At 37.3% G+C, this 21960-nt stretch carries 15 protein-coding genes and 1 pseudogene; 7 read left to right on the top strand and 9 right to left on the bottom strand.

Annotated elements, in window-relative coordinates:
- Positions 1 to 129: 129 nt before the first annotated feature.
- Together AC1VU3_RS15855 and AC1VU3_RS15850 are read left to right on the top strand one after the other, a co-directional pair.
- On the top strand, positions 130 to 948 hold the full coding sequence (locus AC1VU3_RS15855) for an SDR family NAD(P)-dependent oxidoreductase (RefSeq protein WP_480390305.1): 819 nt from the start codon (positions 130 to 132) through the stop codon (positions 946 to 948).
- 22 nt (positions 949 to 970) lie between these two features.
- Complete coding sequence (locus AC1VU3_RS15850; RefSeq protein ID WP_480390304.1) at positions 971 to 2485, top strand: AMP-binding protein; 1515 nt, start codon at positions 971 to 973, stop codon at positions 2483 to 2485.
- A 47-nt stretch (positions 2486 to 2532) separates the two neighbouring features.
- Here the strand turns inward: AC1VU3_RS15850 and AC1VU3_RS15845 are convergent, their stop codons facing one another.
- Both AC1VU3_RS15845 and AC1VU3_RS15840 read right to left on the bottom strand, forming a co-directional pair.
- Positions 2533 to 2979: a DUF2512 family protein gene (locus tag AC1VU3_RS15845; protein ID WP_480390303.1), complete on the bottom strand. Its 447-nt coding sequence runs from the start codon at positions 2977 to 2979 to the stop codon at positions 2533 to 2535.
- A gap of 141 nt (positions 2980 to 3120) precedes the next feature.
- Positions 3121 to 4614: an MDR family MFS transporter gene (locus tag AC1VU3_RS15840; RefSeq protein ID WP_482983962.1), complete on the bottom strand. Its 1494-nt coding sequence runs from the start codon at positions 4612 to 4614 to the stop codon at positions 3121 to 3123.
- 165 nt (positions 4615 to 4779) lie between these two features.
- On the opposite strand from AC1VU3_RS15840, the gene AC1VU3_RS15835 reads away from it, so the two are divergent.
- Positions 4780 to 5652: a TetR/AcrR family transcriptional regulator gene (locus AC1VU3_RS15835; RefSeq protein ID WP_482983961.1), complete on the top strand. Its 873-nt coding sequence runs from the start codon at positions 4780 to 4782 to the stop codon at positions 5650 to 5652.
- Between the two features lie 400 nt (positions 5653 to 6052).
- On the opposite strand, the gene AC1VU3_RS15830 is transcribed toward AC1VU3_RS15835, so the two are convergent.
- The 3 genes and pseudogenes from AC1VU3_RS15830 to AC1VU3_RS15820 all read right to left on the bottom strand — a co-directional run bounded on the left by AC1VU3_RS15830 (position 6053) and on the right by AC1VU3_RS15820 (position 9375).
- A complete protein-coding gene (locus AC1VU3_RS15830) occupies positions 6053 to 6901 on the bottom strand; it encodes a transglutaminase family protein (RefSeq protein WP_480390336.1) in 849 nt (282 codons plus the stop codon).
- Positions 6902 to 7048: 147 nt separating this feature from the next.
- Positions 7049 to 7897, bottom strand: a pseudogene (locus AC1VU3_RS15825) (alpha-E domain-containing protein); the annotation flags it as partial.
- Positions 7898 to 7923: 26 nt separating this feature from the next.
- Complete coding sequence (locus AC1VU3_RS15820) at positions 7924 to 9375, bottom strand: circularly permuted type 2 ATP-grasp protein (protein ID WP_482983960.1); 1452 nt, start codon at positions 9373 to 9375, stop codon at positions 7924 to 7926.
- A gap of 628 nt (positions 9376 to 10003) precedes the next feature.
- On the opposite strand from AC1VU3_RS15820, the gene AC1VU3_RS15815 reads away from it, so the two are divergent.
- Together AC1VU3_RS15815 and AC1VU3_RS15810 are read left to right on the top strand one after the other, a co-directional pair.
- Complete coding sequence (locus AC1VU3_RS15815) at positions 10004 to 10927, top strand: DUF1672 family protein (protein ID WP_480390300.1); 924 nt, start codon at positions 10004 to 10006, stop codon at positions 10925 to 10927.
- Positions 10928 to 10939: 12 nt separating this feature from the next.
- Entirely contained in the window at positions 10940 to 13030 is a 2091-nt protein-coding gene (locus AC1VU3_RS15810) for an SA1320 family protein (RefSeq protein ID WP_482983959.1), read from the top strand.
- A 78-nt stretch (positions 13031 to 13108) separates the two neighbouring features.
- On the opposite strand, the gene AC1VU3_RS15805 is transcribed toward AC1VU3_RS15810, so the two are convergent.
- Entirely contained in the window at positions 13109 to 13945 is an 837-nt protein-coding gene (locus AC1VU3_RS15805) for a hypothetical protein (RefSeq protein WP_480390298.1), read from the bottom strand.
- Between the two features lie 238 nt (positions 13946 to 14183).
- On the opposite strand from AC1VU3_RS15805, the gene AC1VU3_RS15800 reads away from it, so the two are divergent.
- The gene (locus tag AC1VU3_RS15800) at positions 14184 to 15581 is read left to right on the top strand and encodes a helix-turn-helix transcriptional regulator (protein WP_482983958.1); all 1398 of its coding nucleotides are present in this window, start codon (positions 14184 to 14186) and stop codon (positions 15579 to 15581) included.
- A gap of 207 nt (positions 15582 to 15788) precedes the next feature.
- Entirely contained in the window at positions 15789 to 16559 is a 771-nt protein-coding gene (locus tag AC1VU3_RS15795) for a Cna B-type domain-containing protein (protein ID WP_480390296.1), read from the top strand.
- 591 nt (positions 16560 to 17150) lie between these two features.
- Here AC1VU3_RS15795 and AC1VU3_RS15790 read toward each other — a convergent pair.
- From AC1VU3_RS15790 to AC1VU3_RS15780, 3 genes are all read right to left on the bottom strand, one after another.
- Complete coding sequence (locus AC1VU3_RS15790; protein ID WP_480390295.1) at positions 17151 to 17474, bottom strand: ATPase; 324 nt, start codon at positions 17472 to 17474, stop codon at positions 17151 to 17153.
- A gap of 10 nt (positions 17475 to 17484) precedes the next feature.
- Positions 17485 to 17808, bottom strand: a complete 324-nt coding sequence (locus AC1VU3_RS15785; RefSeq protein ID WP_480390294.1) for a hypothetical protein — start codon at positions 17806 to 17808, stop codon at positions 17485 to 17487.
- Positions 17809 to 18118: 310 nt separating this feature from the next.
- Positions 18119 to 20995 (bottom strand): endo-1,4-beta-xylanase, encoded by a 2877-nt coding sequence (locus AC1VU3_RS15780; protein WP_482983957.1) that lies wholly within the window; start codon positions 20993 to 20995, stop codon positions 18119 to 18121.
- Positions 20996 to 21960: the final 965 nt, after the last annotated feature.

The following is a 21960-nucleotide window of genomic DNA, read 5'->3' as shown; positions in this document are numbered from 1 at the left end:
TTATTTGTCAAAGTAAGAAGAGGTGTCCATAAGTTTTTTACTTATGAGACACCTCCTTTTCGTTTTGACGAACTTTTTCAAATACCAAAACTATGATAAACTAGATAAAAATTGGAAGGATTAAACGACATGCATACATATCGTTTTTTAGAGAGAATACTGTTCCCTTCAACACGTATCCAAGCAGACAAGCTACATAAAGCGATTAACGGAAAAACCATCCTTATAACAGGGGCAAGCTCAGGAATTGGAAGAGAGCTCGCATATCTCTTAGCAGAATATCCGGTTAAACTGATTCTAATAGCTCGTCGGGAGCACCTGCTCGTTCAAATAAAAGAAGAGATGAAGGAATACCCTTCTACCATTGAAGTAATTTCTGCAGATTTAAGAAAAGAAGAAGAGATGGAAAGGACGTTAAAGGTGCTCGAAAAGCAGCCTATTCACGTCTTTGTTAGTAATGCAGGGTTATCAATTAACAGAGCAATATTCGACTCGTTAGATCGGACTCATGATTTTACCAGAACAATGGCCATTAATTACTTTGCGCCCGTACAGCTATTACTTTCCATTTTGCCTAAGCTCGAAAAGGAAGAAGGACATATAGTCAATGTCTCAACTATTAACGCTCTACTGCTCCCCTTCCCTAATTGGGCGGCTTACCAAGCCTCTAAAGGAGCATTTGATACTTGGTTCCGGGCTAGTTCACCAGAGCTTAATAGGAAGGGAATTACTACATCATCTCTTTACTTACCCTTAGTTAAAACTCCTATGATTGAGCCGACAGATTCTTATCGGAATACCCCAGCGATGAGACCAGATCATGTTGCGAAAATTATAGCTAGTATGTTATATACCAAAAAAAGAATTTACAAGCCTTGGTGGTCCATTTTTGGAGAGATTGGCTCTCTTGTTTTTAGAGGATTAATTGAAAGAAAATTAGCCAAATAAGGAAAAAAGGAGAAAGATACCCATGCTAACAAGCCTTCTAAAAGCTCTACGTAATATGCGTATTCTTTCACCGAAAGGGATAGCTAGCACTCTTTCTTATCTCTATAAACATGGAGTCAACCTTACGCTTCTCCTCTATTTAGCAAATAAGATGCGTGGAGACCAAGTAGCTCTCGTAGATGACCAGGAGAAGCTTACTTATAGTGACTTATATGAGCAAAGTCATTCTCTGGCTGCCTATTTAAAGGTACAATTCAATCTTCAAGAAAAACAAAAAGTGGCATTCCTTTGTAATAATCACGCTTCATTTATTCGCTATCTTTTTGCTGCTTCTCGACTTGGAGCTACCATCTATTTATTAAATACAGCAATGAGCGCTAAACAATTTAACCAACAGAATAGTATACATAAGTTTGACCTGTTCATCTACGACCCAGAGTTTACCTATCTGGTGGAGGAAGCTCGCTTCTCTAATAAAAAAATTATAAGCACACAGCCTGTTCAACAGGAGATTCTGTCACTCTCACTACCGAAATCATCAAGCAGTAGAATTGTTCTCCTCACAGGTGGAACAACTGGTGCGCCAAAGGAAGTGGTACACCAGCCTTCTGTCACTAATTTTCTTCCGCCTTTTCTTGCATTAATAGAACGCCTAAAGCTCCCTTCCTACCATACGGCCTATATTGCTACACCTATTTTTCATGGCTATGGCATCGCCATCTTATTAGTGTTCTTTGCATTAGGTAAGAAGATTGTTATTACTAAAAAATTTCATCCTAAAGAAGCCTGTCAGCTTATAAAAACTCATCAAGTACAAGTCATCACCGTAGTACCTCTTATGGTGTACAGATTGCTTGATACAAATGAACAAGCATTAGCTCCCCTCCGCTGTATAGCTTCAGGGGGAGCAAAGCTTTCACCCATTTTAATAGAAAGAACAAAGAAAGCACTCGGAGATGTACTGTACAACCTATATGGCACCTCTGAGGCAGGTCTAAATCTAATAGCAACACCGAAGGATTTAGCTCTTTCTCCCGAAACAATAGGAAGACCTATTAAAGGAACAACGATTAAAATAGTGGATGAAGAAGGGGCGGAGCTACCTGATGGAAGTCTTGGACAGCTATGCTTTCAAAACAAATGGTCGATGAAAAATAAAACAAATGGGCTTATTCAAACTGGCGACTTAGGATATAAGGATAAGAATGGTCTCTTCTATCTAAAGGGAAGACAGGATGAAATGGTCATATCAGCTGGGCAAAACATCTTTCCTTCCGAAATAGAACATGTTATTCTTACCCATCCATCTATAGAAGACGTAGCAGTAGTTGGAATGGAAGATGAGGAATATGGGCAGAAGCTGGTAGCGTATATCCAACCAACCATGGAGAATAGTATGTCTACCACGGAGCTGAAGGAATGGTTAAAGCCAAGACTTGCTAAGTTTCAATTACCGAGGGAAATTATATTCGTCAAAGAGCTGCCCTATAGCTCCGTCGGCAAATTACAAAAAAGAAAATTACCAATGCACCTATAAATAAAAGCAGCTGAAACCTTTTCTATAAGATCCAGCTGCCTTTTCTATTAAAGTTTATTGTGATCTACTATATCAGGGGCTTTTGCTGAAACTTCATCAACTTTATCACCAACCGGGTCTCTCCCTTTAAATACATACTTATCTAAGTATAAATGGAAGACCCATTCTCCTGCTCCAATGGCTATTGCAGAAATGAGTGATGCTAATGCTAGATTTTCATTTGCATCAGTTAAAGCCACAAGCATAAACCAAATCGTTAGAAATGCTATCACAACGTCACCAATTGTAGCAATCAGATTACGTATTGTTTGACCTGATCGATTTGCGGCCATTCGAAATAGAAGTAAATCGCCTAGTACATAAGCGAAAAATGTTAGGACGAGCGCTGTCCAAATAGAGTCCATGATCTCAACATTAAAGAATAGTGTCAAAACAACAAGTAGTACTATAGCCAGCATAAAAAACTTTAGAATAATTGCCTTTAAGTGATTCATAGATGCATCCTCCTCATTTTTTAATTGTCTATCCTCCTTTACCCCTTCCCATTCTTTTCAACCCTATAACTTGAACATTATTAATAGAAAGAAAACATAAAAAACCTCCTAGCTCTGCGCTAAGAGGTTTTCATCCTTGTATTATTTTTTTGCTGGATTTTCTTCTTCTATTCTTCGAAGAGCCTCGGGGCTAACATCTACTCGCTTTAAGAAGAAAGCAAGAATTAAAGCAATGACATTCATCGCTAAGGCAATCAAGAAAGAATATTGGATTCCTGATAGCAATGCTTGTTGTCCAAGTAAAGCCTGTGTTTGCTCAGTTAATGCAGTAGGATCTACTGTAGACATTAATCTTAGTCCTTCATTTTCAGTCACCGTATTCATCACCGTTACGAGCACAGCAGTACCAATCGCACCAGCTACTTGCTGAGTTGTATTGTTTACAGCAGTACCATGTGGATTAAGACGATTTGGCAGCTGGTTTAATCCATTCGTCATAATTGGCATCATTACTAGTGACATACCAAGCATACGCGTTGTATATATGGAGACTATATATGCATATGAGGAATCTAATTGTAATTTTGACAATGCATAAGTAGAAATAGCAGTAATAATCAATCCAGTTATACCTAGTATCTTGGGACCCATTTTATCAAACAGTCTTCCCGTTATCGGGGACATAATCCCCATCAAAATAGCTCCTGGAAGCATCATTAAACCAGAGTCTAGTGGTGATATTCCACGCACATTTTGTACATAGGCAGGAGTTAAAATCATTCCTGAGAACATTGCTACTGAGTTAACAATTGCAATAACAGAAGCTAAGGCAAACATCGGATATTTATATACACGTAAGTCCATTAGTGGATCATTAATTTTTAACTGGCGAACAATAAATGTACCTAAGCTAATTACTCCAACGATTAAAGTAGTGAGTACCAATGGATCTGTCCAACCAGTAGTACTTACAGAGCTGACTCCGTACAAAATCCCACCAAAACCTAATGTGGATAAAATAACAGACAGATAATCAATATGCGCATTTTTGTCTGTATCCATCACATTACGCATTTTCCAAACTGATAAAATCAAGCTGATTACAGAAAGAGGCAGAATCATTTGGAAAAGCAGACGCCAATCGTAATACTCCACGATATATCCAGATAGAGTCGGACCGATTGCAGGAGCCGTAATCATAACTAAACCAAAAATCCCCATAGCCGTTCCGCGTTTCTCACGTGGAAAAGTAACAAGCATTACATTCATAAGCAACGGTCCCATAACCGATGAACCAGCAGCCTGAACCATTCGACCAGCTAATAGCACACCAAAGTTAGGGGCAAACGCAGCTATCGCTGTACCAATTGTAAAAATAGCCATGGAGGTAATATATAATCCCCGGTTGGAGAATCTTCTAATTAAAAATGCAGAGGCTGGTATTAATACCCCACTTACAAGCATATAGCCTGTAGCTAGCCACTGAACTGTAGAATAGTCTTTATTTAAATCAGCCATGATGGATGGAAGTGCAACATTTAATAACGAGTTATTCAAAAAGGAAACAAATGCACCAACGAATAAAACCGCAATCATCAACATGGCAGACTTTTTATTTTGATCTTCTGAACCCATTTTCTCTTTTACCCTCTATTCATTTTTATATATTTATTTCTTCACTCGAACTATATTAAACTACAAGTTCATTTAATGCAATGGTTTTGTACTAGTAGTTTAATTCAGTTGAGAAACACCTTCACAACGCTTATACTAAGCTTATCAGGTGTTAGTGGAGGAATTATGAGTAGACGTAAAAGACACGTAGCAGAAGTAGCCTTGAAGCTTTTTGTTGAAAAAGGAATTCAGCAAACTTCTATTCAAGATATTATTGAACAATCAAATATTTCAAAGGGAACTTTTTATAATTATTTCTCTTCTAAAAACGATTGTATTGCAGAGATTTTAGAAGGTCTTCGATATGACGCAAGTCAAAGAAGACTGGAAATGCTAGTCGGCAATGATGAAATGGATAGAGGTATTCTTATAGAACAGATATCTCTATTAATTCAATTAAATGAAGAACGAAAGCTCAGCACACTTTTTGAAGCAATATTAAATTCTAATGAAATTGAGTTAAAGAAATTAGTCATGCACCATCGAATGTATGAAATGGAATGGTTAGCTAATAGATTTACAGAAGTATTCGGAGATCATACGCGGGATTATGCATTTGAATGCTCCGTTTTATTCCATGGAATGATGCAGTATATTATGTTTAGTATGAAGATTTCTAACACTCGTTTACCTACTTCACAAATTGTAGATGTATTACTTTCTTATATAGAGCAAATCCTACCAACTATGATGGAGGATGATAAGAGACTACTAGACCCTACAGCTATTCACTTATTAAAAATGAACGTGGATCGAAAGCCTATAAGTATTATGGAGCTTTTAGATATGGCTGCTCTCTTAAAAGAAGAAAGTAATTTTACAATCGAGCAGCAGGATCTTTATGATGCCATTATAAATGAGCTGCAACAGAAGAGAATTCGAAAATGTGTCATTCAACCATTATTAAAGCCTTTTCTCATAACTTTTAGTAAATCACCAATGGAAAATCAAGCAAAAATCTTTATCAATATGTTATGGTATCACTTAAAATCTCTATAAGATAAAAAAAGCTAGGACGAAATAATGAGAAGCAGTCATGATTCTATTACTATTACTATTAGAATCATAACTGCTCTCTTTTTTTGAACCTTAGGTTCTCCGCATCGTCGGACGCTTTCCGCAGGGGCGTGGTAAGCCAGCACCCATCGCTAACGCGCGTGGCTGTGCTGTCTTACCTACCACCTTGCTCCTGCAGGAGTCGCCGACGCTGCTCCGAACCAATTATTGTTACCTACTAAAACTAAAAATTTGATTAATAAAATTTAACAAGATTAGCACCTATGATGAAAGAAAAAGTTTTGTCCCTTCCTCTTTTTAAGAGTGCTTCGAAAATTTTCTTGATAGCTTGGCAATTGTTCCAGACTAATTACTTTCGCCTTTGAGATTAGACTGCGTCTCGTTACTCGATCAAGCTAACCGAAACCTTGACATCCAGCTCGTGACTGCCGCCTCGGTATACTCCTTGCACTGGACTAACATCTCCGTAATCTCGTCCAACACCAACTCGTATATGATTTTCCAATGCTTCTACATTATTCGTTGGATCCAAACCAACCCATCCAATACCTGGCACCATGACCTCTACCCATGCATGGCTTGCTGCATCCCCAACTAATGCTGAGTTTTCTCCTACATAGAGATAGCCACTTACGTACCGAGCAGGTATGTGCTTAGCACGCAATATTCCAAGCATCACATGACTAATATCCTGACAGACACCTTTTTTTAAGTCGAAGGACTCCTGGGCTTTTGTAGAGACATCTGTTTCTGAGCCATCATATGTAAAGTAATTGTACAAGTAGCCCATCACATCTATCGCATATTTGATGGGATTAAACATCTCTCCTAATGCAGCATCTACTCTGGCTATTTGTTCGGGAGTCAAGTATGTGTACCCCGTATTACTTAAATAAGAAAGATAATGGCTTTTAAACAAGCTAGAGTGAAAAATTGCATGCATTTCAGGTGAATAATCAATTCGATGAACCCATGGACTTTTTTGGATACTTACAATGGAAGTAGTTTGTACTTCTAGATGATTATGCTTCTCTGCTATATAAAAGGATTCTACCGTGTTCCCCCATAGATCCACATGTTCCTTTGTCAAGGTAACAGGGGTAATATCCGTTCGGTAGGATAATAGGCGCTGACACTCATCAGTCCTTGGCTTCAACCTTATAGAATTCATGCTTTGGTCTACCATCGACTCATACTGAAAGATATTCGTATGCACAATTTTGTATTTCAGCGAGGATGCCTTATCCATTAATTTTGTTCTAGCTTCCGTCTGGATAATTTGCTTCTTTCTTTCTTCTTGAGTGGGTTCCACTAAATAATAGGTTTTTGAAAACGTTTCGCCTATCTCGTTACATTTATTTTGAAAACGATTTAAAAACTCTAGCATATCCTCTGAATCTAGTTCTTGTATCGATATTTCATTGAAGTCACGCTGTAGCTCATCTAGAGGGAAATAAAGTTCTGCAGCCTGCGACTCCTTCTGTGCTTTCTCCAAAATCTCCACAGCTCTTCTGACGTGATGAATGTTATAGCGAATAGATTTCGGGAACGACTCATCGGTAAGTAAGAAAGTAAGAATGGTCTTTGGATCCATTTTTGGTCTGTTAACCCGCAGATAAGCCTCATAACCATTTAACATCCGTAGAGCAGAAAGCCATGCATAGTAATCCTCATGCTTATAAAGGAGCTGCGTTTCTTTTGTTTGCTCACAGACGACATTTAATATTCTTGCCGTTTTCTCCGCTCTTTCTAGCCAACGACCAATCTTGATGATTTGATATGGTATATTTCTGGTCATCGCTGAATCAATAATCCCATGAGTAGTGAGTGCAGCCATCCGGATACTCCGCAGGAAACCCTTTAAATTTTGACGAGAATATGTTTCCTTCTTTGCATCTCTTGCAAATAAATAAGTATCATTCCAAATTTCAAATAATTCGTTAGGAATATGATCGCGTGTCAGCCTGGCATTTTCTCGTGCAATGCACACACAATTATAAAGAGAATTAGGATTGTTCACATCAAAAGCAAGGTAAGTAAGAAGCTCATCTTCTCCTTTGCCCTCACCCTTTAATCGTTCAAGCTCTTCTTCGGTTGCACAAATATTAAAAATTAATCGCCAATGCTCTTGATTAGCAAGCTCATCACCTGCTGCTTCCACAATTTGCGTTAAATGAACGTCTAGTATTCTAGCATTCTGCTGTGCCCTTTCAAAATTTCTAGACATCCAGTACAGTGAGTCTGCAACTCTACTTAGCATTCTTCCATTCCTCCTGACTTCATCACCCATGTATCCTTTCCGCCTCCACCTTGAGAGGAGTTAACAACAAGTGATCCTTTCTTTAATGCCACTCGAGAAAGTCCTCCAGGAAATACATGCGTTTCTTCCCCTCTCATGACGAAAACACGTAAGTCAATATGACAAGGGTAAAATTCGCCGTTTTGATAAGCTGGTGCCCTAGAGAGCTTAATTGCAGGCTGAGCAATATATTGATAAGGAGAAGCTAAAATTTTTCTTTTGAACTTTTCTCTCTCCTCCACAGTGGCATGTGGCCCAATCAACATATCGTATCCACCAGAAGCCCCCACATTTTTGATAACCAGCTCATCTAAATGCTCTAATACCCATTCACGCTGTTTTTTATCATCTAATCTATAGGTCGTTACATTATCGATAATTGGCTCCTCGCCTAAATAATAGCGAATCATATCAGGTACATACGTATAGATTGCCTTGTCATCAGCTACCCCGTTCCCAATCGCATTTAAAATAGACACGTTCCCTAGCCTATACGCTTGGAGAAGCCCCTCTACCCCTAATGTAGAGTCAGCGCGAAACTCAAGAGGATCTAAAAAGTCATCATCTATCCGTCGATAAATAATATCTACTTTTTCAAGACCATGTATCGTCTTCATAAACACAACATCTTCCACTACCACCAAGTCTCTCCCCTCTACTAGCTCTAATCCCATTTGCTGAGCTAAAAAGACATGGTCATAGTAGGCAGAATTATACATACCAGGAGTTAACAGTACGACTTTAGGGTTTTCTACCCCGTCAGGTGCATGCTGAGCGATGGCCTCATATAAATAAGTAACCTGATCTTCCAGCGTTTGCACACAATGGTTTTCAAAAAACTCTGGGTATACCTGTCTCATCACATACCTATTTTGAAAAACATACGAAAGACCAGAAGGATTTCGAAGATTATCCTCCAGTACGAAATATTTTCCTGCCTCATCACGAATCAGGTCAATTCCTGCTAAGAATATATGGTTATTTAAAGGGACATGTACCCCCTTGACTTGCTCATGGAAGTAATAAGGGTTTTTTTCTATTAATTCGATAGGAACAATACCTTCTCTAATAATTCTTTGTTCGTGGTAAATATCATCGAGGAAACAATTCAACGCTTCTGTTCTCTGGATCATGCCACTCTCTATCACCTTCCAGTCTTCAGGAGGAATAATGATAGGAACAAAATCAAACGGCATGGTTCGCTCCGTATCTAAATTGTTATCATACACAGTGAAGGTGATACCTTGTCGAAGAAACGTAAGTTGTGCTGTATCATGCTTTTCCCTAAGCTCTTCATCCGTAAACTGCTGGAGCTTTTTATAAAATTGTTGGTAATGCTCTTTTGGCTCCCCATTTGCATCTAACATTTCATCAAAAAATGGCTTTACTTCATATGTTTTAAACATATTCAACTCTCACTCTCTCTTTTTAATGTGGGTAATATGTAAAATAGCTAACATATAATGTTAAATGCATTATATATATTCTCTGCATACCCCCATAATAAAAAAGTTAGACATGACTTAAGATACATTTTATTTCATATATATACCTATTTTCAAAGTAATAATTACAAAGAATAATTGTTTTTTCCCTGCGTAATCCCTCACTTTTTATGAAGCTCCTCACACCTGATACAACTCTTATTTAGACCTAAAAACCCCATATATAGTAAGCCTATTTTCCTTTTTTATATATACCCGATGGAAACACAAGTTATTAATTCGATTTTCTTCCTTCTTTTATTACAATTTAACATTAAAAATAAGGAGAAATATCTTAGTTTTCAAAAGCTTTCCTTCAAAGTATTTTACAATAACTCTTTAGGAACTTTCTCCCCTCCCCCACCAAATCAAAAGTCCTTTAAGGCAATAAAAGACAAAGCGTTTTTTCACAACCTTCTTACTGTTTTTACGAAACTAGTGGGAAAAGTTCGTTTTTTAATTTGATATGTCTTCATCTTTTAATACAATTAGTAGAAATGGTACAATTTGGAGACTCAGATAGATAATGCTCCATGTAGGAGGATGAGAGATGAAAAAAATAATACCCTTTATTTGCTTAACTATAATTTTAGGAGGATGTAGCATGACTACCAATGGAAATGAGACGGAAGAAAAAGAAGAAAAAGAAATTTTTAGTAAAGCCAACATTAAACTTAAGGCCGAGAATTTCGTTCGAGTTCAAGATTACACTGGAGAAGGCTTTGCTTTAAGAAACAGTGAACGTACTAAGGATTTTATTGTAGGGAAAGAAAAAGAAATTGAAGAAGCAGTGGTTAATTTTTTTCAAAATAAATACAAGACCGAGGTAAAGGTACATGCTATTCATCCAGCAGTCGATGGTGCGGCTGTTTATGTAGAATCGATCGGGGAACCACACTTTTATACATTTGCCGTTGTTCCTATCGATGTACGTAATAAAATACTTAAAACAGATAATGTATTCACTCAGGAAGGAGAAGTTGAAAGAGCTATAGTAACTGCGATGTACGCCATGATATATGAAGAAGAGTTTGCAAACCTAGATGCTTATTTAAAGAAATTAGTTGATGAAAACCCAGTTACCGGACTTAGAATGGAAGCAGTAGAAAGAGTAGGAGGTAATAGGTATTCCACTCCTTACTATTTTGTAGAAACTGACGAGATTAACAAAGAAGCACCACTTAGTTTATATTTGGATAATCCAAACGTTACAAAAGAAGAGATAAAAACAAAGTTGCACGATTACTTCAAGCCAGAGAAAATCACAATAGCTATTACGCTATATATGAGCGAAGACAACCAAGTACCTGATGAAAATATTTACAATAAAATTATTTCAGATATTCAAGCGATGGACAACATACCACCTGGTTCGTATTGGCTTGAGTTACATGATAATTTGATTAACGCAGTAGTTGCCAATGCTACTAAAGCTAACACAATATCATCAAGAGATTCTATTTTAAAAGAATAGGAGAAGGTTCAAATGTCTGCTATCAATATAAATCAAATTTCTAATGTTAATACAACTGATCTAGAATTAGTTGAATTAGCAGGATTCCACGCCTATCAATATCCTGTAAGACATGAAAACATAGAAGTTAACGGAAAATTATTTAAAGTAATAGATACCGATTATGATGGAATATCAGGTCTTGATGCACTTACGGTGAAAAACGAAGAAACAAATGAAATCACTCTCGTCTTCGTAGGAAGTGATCAATTAAAAGAAGACTGGTTACTTACCAACTCCAAGTTAGTTGGAGATGTAACCCCTCAACAGCTAAAGGATGCGCAAGAATACTTTGACTATGTAAATGAGAATTTTGGACCCGTGGCCTCTGTAACAGGTAATTCCCTGGGTGGCGCACTAACAAATGCTGTAGCGGTTGATAATCCTCAGGTGAGAGCAGTCACATTGAATCCAGCCATTCTTCCAGGAGGAATGATTGATCCAAAGGGAGACTATTCTCATATCCATAACTACTACAGTAAATATGATTTCCTTACTAGTACAGAGGAGAGTTTAGGATTAGGCGATAGAATACCTGGTAACAAGTATCACATAAACAATGGCTTACCTGGCTTTGATTATTTTACTAGCAACCATACTGGGTACGTGGAGATGGCAGAAGACGGCAGCTTCAAGGTAGAAGTTGGTGTGAAGGGCCAGCCAGGTCACGGTTTTATTCACGTAGGTGCTGATGATCATGTCGTTACTAGTCTTTGGACTGGGACGCCTCTTTATAGTGGATTTACTCCCAAAATTGAAATCAATGAGGAAAATATGCTTAAGCTGGCTGCAGGTATTCAGAATCAGGTTACCGGTAAAATAACCAACGTACGTGAATATCTAGGAAACTCTGTAGCTATAGTAGAAAATGAAAGTGCAAACTTTTCTAAACGTGTCAATCAATTACAGGATGCGTTCCAGCTATTATTTGATGAGTTAGCAGTTGATCCTGTCTTTAACGGCATTTCGGATACAGGAGCAATTATCAAGGCATTTATTGACGAATTAATCTCCGTGGTAGACGTGGCAGAAGAAAAATGCAGATTTCTAAATGCCGTATTAAATTCAAAGCCTGCGGAACTAATTGAGTATATTACCAATACAGATATCAGTGTAGAAACCTTATTTGCACCAATTAGAAACTTCCTGAATCAAATCAAGGAAAGTATCGATCTATTAACTAGCTTCCTCCATCAGATAGTGTATCAAGAGATACCAAAATTATTTCAAGGAGGAACAGATTTTTTCATAGATGCTGTCGTAGATGAGTTTAATGCTCATTACAGCATTATTAACAAGAACAAAGAGGATGTATACAGACAATTAACGGATTATCAAACACAGGTACATGACGTGGCTACCTCCTTCCATACCCAAGACCGTAGACTTGCTAGTGCAATCAGCGGGGGCGGTTCCATGGAATATGCGGTGAATCCTATTCGTAAAACGGATATATTCACGATTGAATCATCTCCTTACTTGAAAATTGGAGCCGCTATAAAGGAGATGCAAGTTGAACTGGCCCATAGTCAAATAAAATCTAGCCTAAACGCTATTGTCCAACCAATCGTGTTATTCCTAAAAACTATTACCGAATCAACAAATCTGGCAGTCAATACGGCTATCATTGCAGTACAGGCCGCAAAAAACGTTGCCATTTATGGAAGCCCAGTAACCCTACTGCTTAGCTTGTTTACCGATTATGAGCAGAGAGTGAAGAAAGCAGCAAACGATGCTTTAGAGCCATTGAAAGAGGCTGAAGAGATAACAGCTAGTCTAAGTCAGGGGCTTGGTAGATTGGGAGATAATATACCTGCAATGATTGAAAACTTTAAGCCTTATATCGATACTGCAATTTTCGAAGAAGGAAATTATCAAAATGTTCGTTTATACAATCTTGCAGCTACAGCCCATCTAGAGGAAATGGAATTAATCTTTGCAGATATCATTAATCAGCTATCTGGTGAAAAAGCAAACGCTATTGAAGAAACTTTAGAAGTCTCTAAAAGTGTAAAAACCAACCTGGAGCTGTTAAGAGAACAAGTAGAGAGATGCACTCTGTAAATAAATATAATCTTCTTTGGTCTTGGGGATATCCAGGCCTTTTCTTTTTGGTTAGACACATTCAATAGGGACTCAAACTCATCTATTCATTCTTTCTACTTCATTATGAAGATCTAATGATCGCATGAGCTCGATAATATAGGAAAAGAACTTCTCTTGGTAGTCTGGAGTAAGTACGACCAGATAGTTTGCATCTCGAATAAAAGCTAGTTTCTCTGCTCTACTAAGCCCCTTTACATAGTCATCTACTTTTTTAAAGTCTTCTTTATCTATCAGTTTATTCATGTCAAATGGGTATTGATTGCTACTCACACGAATCTCATCTTTACCTATTATCCCTAATCCATCTAAGGTAGAAATCAAAATAGTATCAGCGCGTTTTTTCAATGTTCCTTGTAAATAGGTTCCTATATCCACTTGGCTAGTTTGAAACTTGTCTCTGAAACACTCGAAAATCCTATCACATTTCCCCTTCCATTCAGCTGTATCATACTCACCAAACTCCGCTATAACCTTCTGGATATGTTCTTCTTCAGGATTTGTCCATATACTTTCTAATATATCTGCATGCGGAACAGACGAAACCAAATCCAAAAACTCATGCAGATTTTGTGCCATATATCTTATGGGAGGATCATTCGTAGGGCTGACACAGACTATTGGAGCTTCCATTAAATTAGGCGCCTCCCCAAAATCCGTTAAGAAACCAAAGTGAGTGCCACCCCCTCCTGTATGTGCAAAAGGAATTAAATCAGGAGGGGTAATCGAGTAAGAAAAATTGTGAAAACAAGGTTGAAATCCTATACTATCAAGTGTTAAATCCATGCTGTTTAGTTCTCTCTCTAAATCAAATAGCTGATAAACTTCATCTGGTACCTCATAAGCTCCATATCTTTCTCTTAAACTGTCATCCATCTTCTTTACACCCCTTTAAATATCTGTGTAGAAATAAAATTCCACACGGTTCTACCTATCCCCTTTTTTTCTAGAAAAAGAGTAATGCTTCCTTTCTTCTCCTTATCAAACTCTCTACTTAATATCTCATTGAGAACATTTTCATTCCTATCATTTACCATGGACGTATTTTGGCTATTGCAATAAAATATATATGGACTTTTTTAGCCTTTTCAATATTTGCTTAGAAGGTGAGCACATGAATATGTCATTCTTTTCATTCCAAAAGGAGAAACAGCTGACTCTACAAATATTGCTATTTTTCCTATTTTACTTCGGATTTCATATAGTAAACGAACAATTAATTGCTCATATTGGTAATCCTTATGGGGAGAAGATGCTGTATCCTCTAGCGCTAATCTGTATCGCTATTGGTTATCTACTATTTCCCTTTGTATTCAAAATATGCACGAACGAAGACAGCAGACGAATTATATTTATGATAGTTTGTTTTCTATTTCTAATCTTATATACGATTATAGCTTTTAATTCCCAATCTTCTATTTCTTTATTAAGCTGTTATGCAGCTACCATTTCATATGGATACATTGGAGGCTCGATACACTACTCCACTGCGTTGGCTTTTTCCGGAAATCCTTTTGCAGGAAGAATTGTTGGAGCAGTTACCTGCATAGCGGTCTTTTTCAAGTATTTTATAAGGCAATATGATGAATTGGATATAATCAACCATTTTTGTATTTTAGCTTTGATATTTCTTTCTCTATATCTGTCTTTCAAACCAACGTATAAATCGACGAACAGGGTTGCCTCGTCACCGATACAACAAACTACGCAATCATATATAGCAATTGAACTAATCGTTTCCACGGTCTTAATGTTATTCATTATCAGTCTTAATTTTAGTATTATTGCACGGCAATCGGTCGACGACGTAAAAGGTATTCCATTTTCAGCTCAAATCTTTTTTGCTATTGGGCTTTTTTGTGCAGGAATCTTAGCTGATATAAAGAAACGTCGGCATTTTACAGCAATTACAAGTTATGCGTTAATCTTTATGACTATTATGATTACAGCATCTACTATTCCAGAGCTGTATTCTGTTCGCTTTTTTATCTTATACTTTTTTGCTGGTTTCTTTGTAGTTTATTTGTTTGTAGCTTTTTTAGACTACGCTCCAAATGCTCTAAATCGTTTTGGTCCCCCGCTTTTTTCTTCCCTTGGAAGGGTTATTCAATGCATTGGTGCTGCTGGGGTGATTATATTCTTACAAATATGGAAACCTGGTGAAACCACTGTCATTCTTACATTTAGTTTCCTACTTGCCCTTTGTATTTTGATATTATTTCTAGTAGGAAATAAATCAAATCGTTCAGCTCATTCACAAACCACCACCGTCGCTACAGATGTACCAGAAGATGTTGCTCTACAAAACTTTGCAGAAAGCAATCATTTCACAGATCGAGAGACGGAAGTATTCATAATTCTGGTGACGACAGAAAAAACAGTACAAGAAATTGCAGATAATTTATATATATCTAGAAGAGTCTTACAACGATATATATCTTCTATTTACAAAAAAACGGATACAAAAACACGCATTGGCTTACTTCAGCTATATCACAATTCAAAGGAATAATATTCAAACACAAAAACACCGTTCTACCCAACAGAACGGTGTTTTTGTGTCTTTTTTACTAGATGGCGCACTTGTGCCCCCCTCTATTTAGGTTATTGTACACACTTGTGAACCCGTTTTGGCACGTTTGTGTCCTACAAAACAAATTGTCTATTGTATATATTTTAACCGTAGCAATAACAAAATATTAAATAGGAGGGCTAGATTTTGAGGTTCTTTAAAAAGTCAAACATCATAGCATTTGCCATTATTCTAATAATAGCAATCTTAATGCATCCATCTCTTTTTAAAGCCAATGATGACATGGTAGACATACCAGTATCCGTTACCTGGGATCACGGGGACAATCCAAGCGGTAAACAACCATCAGAAATTAAAGTCGATTTGAAAGTAAATGATTCCGTAATCAAGACTCTTTTATTAACAGAGGACAATGATTGGAAAGGAACATTTGAAAATGTTCCCAGGCGAGATAGTAAGGGAAACATCATCGATTATAAAATTGAGGCTACCACTGTAGGAGAATATAAGACGGAAGTAATTAGCCAGCCGCAAGTCAGTAGCCTAGAGATAAATAACTGGTCTGAAAAGATATCTCCAGCTGGTAACCTGACATATGACATGGGTACTGCCTCGATTCTTTTAGCTAATAAAGGCGGGCATTATTATATATGGTCACATAGTAAGTTAAATGATACACAGAAAAGTGAAGTGATGTGCGCTATTAATGAAGCCGAATTCGAAGGCTGTGAAAAAGAGCTTACTTCCAAGAATACTGAATTCTTCAGCGGATCCTCTGCGACTATTCTTGGTGACAAGAAAGGTGAAATTAGAATAGAGATAGTCGATGGTAAAAGACAGATTACCTTTGAAGATCCTCATGTATGGAGTCTGTTCTGGACTGGTAATCTTTCCATTTTAGAAACAAAAGAAGCAGCTGTTAAAGGAACATTTACTGGTACAGTAAATCCAGAATAACCGGATTACCCGGAGTTTGATTTAGATATGGGTTTGATTTTACTGAATCTCAAAGCGGCATTCCTTTTTTAGAAGCTGATTCTACAAATGATGGTTTTATTTATCTCCTTTATGGCCATCATGCTGGCATGTTTGCAGCCATCACACAGTATGCAGATACTGATTCTTTTGAGCAGCACTCAGGTATAACATTTGATACCTTGTATGAAGAAGGTCAATATCAGGTATTAGCCTTTAATCACGCGTCTACTATACAAATGAAAAGAATGTATTTCGATTCTATCAGTATACAGACTTAAGTGATCCTACCGTTTTCAATGAATACTTAGAACAAGTAAAGGCTGCCTCTCTATATGAAACAGATATGGAAATAAGCTACGGAGACACTCTCCTAACTTTAGCAACCTGCAATTACCATACAGAAAATGGTCGTTTTGTGGTTGTTGCAAAGAAATTAGATTAACAAAGAGGTTAAACGGCAATTAGGGATGATAGCCTTTAACCGATAAAGACTCTGATTTGCATTAAAAATAACGGAAGTGATGAAGTGATAAAAATATCACTCATTACTTCCGTTTTATTATTTGTATATTATTTAAGAGTTGGTTGCTCTGTACTCTTCCATTTATAGTAGTTATAAAAAGCTTGTAGGATGAATCCTACAATGATAAGTAGACAAAAAGTGAAATATAGAGGGAATGGCCATTCCACAGTGGAATAAATGAAAACAAGCCCCGCAAGAATGAGTGGCACGCTGTAAATGGTACGCATCAGCTTTCTTCTATAGGATAAACGATAATAATTGATAGCCATTCCTTTATCGACCTTTTCCTTTCCTCTGTATAAGAAGTAAGAAATAGAAGAGACAACACCTAAAACAATAACAGCAATCAGTAAGCTAGTTATAATTTGCATAGTTACCCCCCTAAATGAAATATGGATAGTACTCGTAGACTGAAATAGCGAAGGTAATGATTAGAAATAATAGCATTCCTAATCTGACAGGACCTATTTTAAACTCAAATAAACGAATTTCTCCACTACTCACTCCGGTATACCCTTTATCCGTTGCATGTAGCTCATTGCGCAGTTGAGTAGTATTCCAGCTATAAAGCCATACAGCTCCGAAAATCGCTAGTGCCCCTAAAAATAAAATATCAATAAATGCCCAGTTAAATAAATAAGAGACCCCACCTATCAAAGCGACCTCGACAAGCATGGTAACAAGAACAATAATTAGCTTCTTCATTTCCTTCCCCCATTTTATAGTAGTTGTCCTTACTAATAATTACGTGTATAAATGGTAAAAGTTTCAAAATATTCAACTGCTATATTCTCTATTATTATAAATGCCTCCCACTAGTAGGATTCCTAGATAAAGCATATGACTTTCAGTAATAAAAAAATAGGACGAACCATTGTTTCAGCTCGACCCACCAAAATTATAATCTTTTCAAACTTATTCCTCTTATTAGATCAATCACAGGTATAGCGTGTTATATGATTACAGAGAAAGCATCCCTGCTTTCTTCTTCATTTTATTGCTTGTCAGGTGCTAGTTAATCCCACACAATATAGCACTCACGAATTTGATCGTTACCTTTTGTGTTCACATAGACCTTATATGGACCCACCTGATAAACATCAGCCGAGTTGTTCCCAATCAGTATCTCTCTAGTAAAAGCCTCCTCTGACGAACGATCAGAGTATGTTTCTCTAACGATAACTGTCAGTTTGTTCTGATTACCCTTTAGTCTCTCAACAGTAGCAGAAGGTGTCACGCTATCGACAGTAACTACTGATAGTATTGTTACACCAAGCACTTCGTCACCATAGTAGACAACAACTGCATAATTTGCCTCAGCGTTAACATCACTACCTTTTACACTAATCGTCGCTTGACCGTTTACAAATATAGCAGAAGCCACTGAAACGCCGTCCTTTATCAACAGAGCCATGGAACCATCAGCTACATCCGCCGTGACAGGTATATTAGCTTCACGTCCATTCACCAAACGATCCACTGGTGAGTGGTTTATATCTACACCAATGCTCGTTAATTCTTCAGATAAATAGTCAGAAACGTATTCATACAGCTTAACTCGAAGGGACGCATCATTATCTGGAGAATCAACTCTTTTGGTAATGTAACCGTATTCATTTCCATTCAGAGCATAAGTGTAACCACTAGAACCAGTATGTGAAAATATAGTAGTCTCTCCCGTATTAGGATCTATGCCTGTGTTAAACCATACCGCTCTATCTAATGCATTATCCGCAATAGTTGAGTCTGATCGTAAAGCGGCAGTATCGTCATTACTCAAATCTCGATACATAATAGATGGTGCTACAAGACCCCCGTGAACAAGACTTAACATAGTGTATCCAGTATATCCATTAGCGGGTGTATATTGACCTGGATCGGGACTGGTCTGCTCATTAAAGATAAATCTTGTATTGTCTTGAATGAGCTTAGGCTCTATTATAATGTCGTCTTCTATGGTTACAGGAGTACCTGCAAGCCCTCGTTTGCCAGTTGCTGGCACAGATTCGACGTTCATATTGGTCAGTGCCAAACCTGCGGTATTGGAAACAACCAAATAAGTATTACCTGATTTAATAGCTTTTGCCAACCTATAATAATTTTCTGGTTTTTTCAAGTCTGTAACACGAGTTGGAATAATCGGTTCCCATTTTTGATTCCATAGAGATTTTTTCAATGTCACCGTTTTCAAATAATCATTGTCAATACTGCTATCTGTATTAATAGTTAACGTACCACTTGTATGTTTTGGCAAGGGCTGAAATGACTTACTGTTAAATAGCGCTAGTTTACCGTCATTCGTGTTATGGAATGCCTGAAACAGTTTGGGTGCAGTTTTCCCATCGCTGAAACGGATATTGACAGATGATCGGTAACCCGTATCCGGATAATTTATGTCATTTTCCCACTGGGCAGTCATATGTCCGAAGTTAATCTTATATGTCGTTGATATATTCGGAGATTCCCTCCAAGCTATTTTTACTGTCGCCACAACAGGCTCCTCTGGATTCATCGAACCACTTTCTGGATTGAGTATAACGCTGACCTCGACACTACTGTCTAGATATTCATGCTCTATATTTTTGGTAGAGAAGTCAATGTTTGACACGTCCATTGGCACATTAACATCAAATTCGTTTTCACCCATTACGTTGAAATTATCCCCTCCGTAGTTAAACGCCTTTAGCTTTGGCGGTGACTCAGTAATTCCAAGATATGCCTCTGGATTTATTATGGCCCAATACGCTTCTTTTGGTGCAAGATTAGAATCAAATGGTAGTGGGTAACCCGTTCTGCGCCAACTGTTATTATCGCTCACACCCCAGAAAGTAACGCGTTCTATATAATTGGAGTACTTCTTATATAGTAGAAACAATTTGGCATACACAGTCGCTTGCTCCTTTAGTTGTGCCTCAGTTGGGGGAACACTCGCTGTAGTACCATTATGTTGTACATCAAGCTCAGTTATGCTAATCTTACTTCCGGTTTCACTGTATATCTTTAAAACTTCCTCTAAATTATCTATATTGAGTCTTGTGTTGTAATGCCCCTGTATACCAATGCCCTCAATCAGTTTTCTGCCATTTGCTCCAGGATGTTCATTGGCATATCTTTCATTAAGCTCCTTCACCATTGAGGCAATCGCGATTGCTTTATTAGGGAGTTCCTCATCATTAAAGTCGTTGTAATAGAGAGTTGCATCTGGTGCTGCCTCACGTGCGAATAAGAAGGAATCATAGATATAATCCCATCCATTTCCACCCCTAGAGTAAGCTTCATACCAACTGGACGGCCGTTCCATTGGATTGATTCCAGATCGAAGTGCGTTTCGCCAGTTGGTCGGATTTTCCGGATTATCCCTAAATGCTTCGTTAACAACATCCCAGGCGTCTAACTTGTTATTACCTTCTCTAAAGTGTCCAGCGACTGTTGAAATATATCTTTCTAGGCTTTCCCTCGCAGCTTCATAGTTCAGACCACTTGGCGGCCAGCCAGCAGACTGATTATGCCAAGCCAGTGCATGTCCTATTGTATAAAAACCATCATCATTGACTCGATTTATCATGTTGTCTGCTGAGTTGAAATTCGGTTCTCCAGTGGAATCTGGCCATAAGGAGTCCGGCTTTGTAGCATTTTCGGGTGTAAGTGCATTATAGTGGAATTTCATGAAATCATATTTCGCTGCATTGTTTATGTCTGAGGGGTTTACTACATTTCCAATCATGAAATAGTCCTTATAGACTTCTTTTAGTGACACAATCTCACCTGATGAAATATTAACATCCTCTGCCGATGCAGCATGGACGTCTGACATTGCAGTATCGGCTAACAAAACCAGTATAAAAAGGAGCATTAAAAAATATGTGAAAAGACTTCTAGCATTTTTCTTCAATAGAATTCATTCCTTTCATCACTTTGATTTATTCACAGGTTGGGATTTTTAAAGAAGATTACTTATTGATAAAATAACTAATTCCAAGGTTTCAATCATATTTTAATTACGCAACTAAACTTGTTATTCATCCAATCTAAGCTAGCTGGATTACTTTATACTATTGTACTCATTCACCCCGTCTCTAAAAAATATACTTCTGGTATCAGCCACCGGAGATTTATACACCGCCTTTCTTTTGTTTTTAAAATTAAATGGAACCTTATATTAATAGCTTTCACCAGTTAATCCTTTAACTTGTCTTTAAAAATAATCAAGGGTATTTGCTACAATTCTCTCACTACGTAAACCTCAGGACTTCACTTTCCTATACTAGAACCTCCGATTTTACCATCTTAAGATATTAATTTTTAAAATATATCGTTCTTCCCTGCTTTTAAATCTTTCTTGTAATATTCATTATTAAAAGGAGAATACCTTCTTTTTTAAAAATTTCGACAACTTTAATAAAAATCCATTTTATCCCATTTTAAATAATTAGTTAACCTCAACGTATATGGCTGGACCATAGCTATCCAAAATAATGGAAAATATTCTTCTAACCACAAATAGATAAACAGAACCAATATTTGATTATCTACTATTCAATTTTTACTTTATTTATAGTTTCAATATCTGAATTACGCAGGACATCTATCTCTCCCCCTAAAAAAAGAAGCCTCTCACAAGTTTTCACAACTCATGAGAAGCCTCTAAATTATCCTCTATGTTAGCATAATCGCTTTGACCTTAGATACAAACCTTTATATATCAAGCCATTTTAAGGAACGCGGACTAAACCCGCCACGTCCGTATGACCAACTTCTTGTTGGTCCTTACATCATTCCACCCATGCCGCCCATATCAAGAATAGATATTCAATAATTTTCTATAACTGTCCAAAACGTTGATATAACAGCGTTCTG

The organism is Psychrobacillus sp. Z16_25 (genome assembly GCF_056856695.1).
The sequence above is the reverse complement of the archived record's forward strand: the minus strand, read 5'-3'. Positions and strand labels throughout refer to the sequence as shown.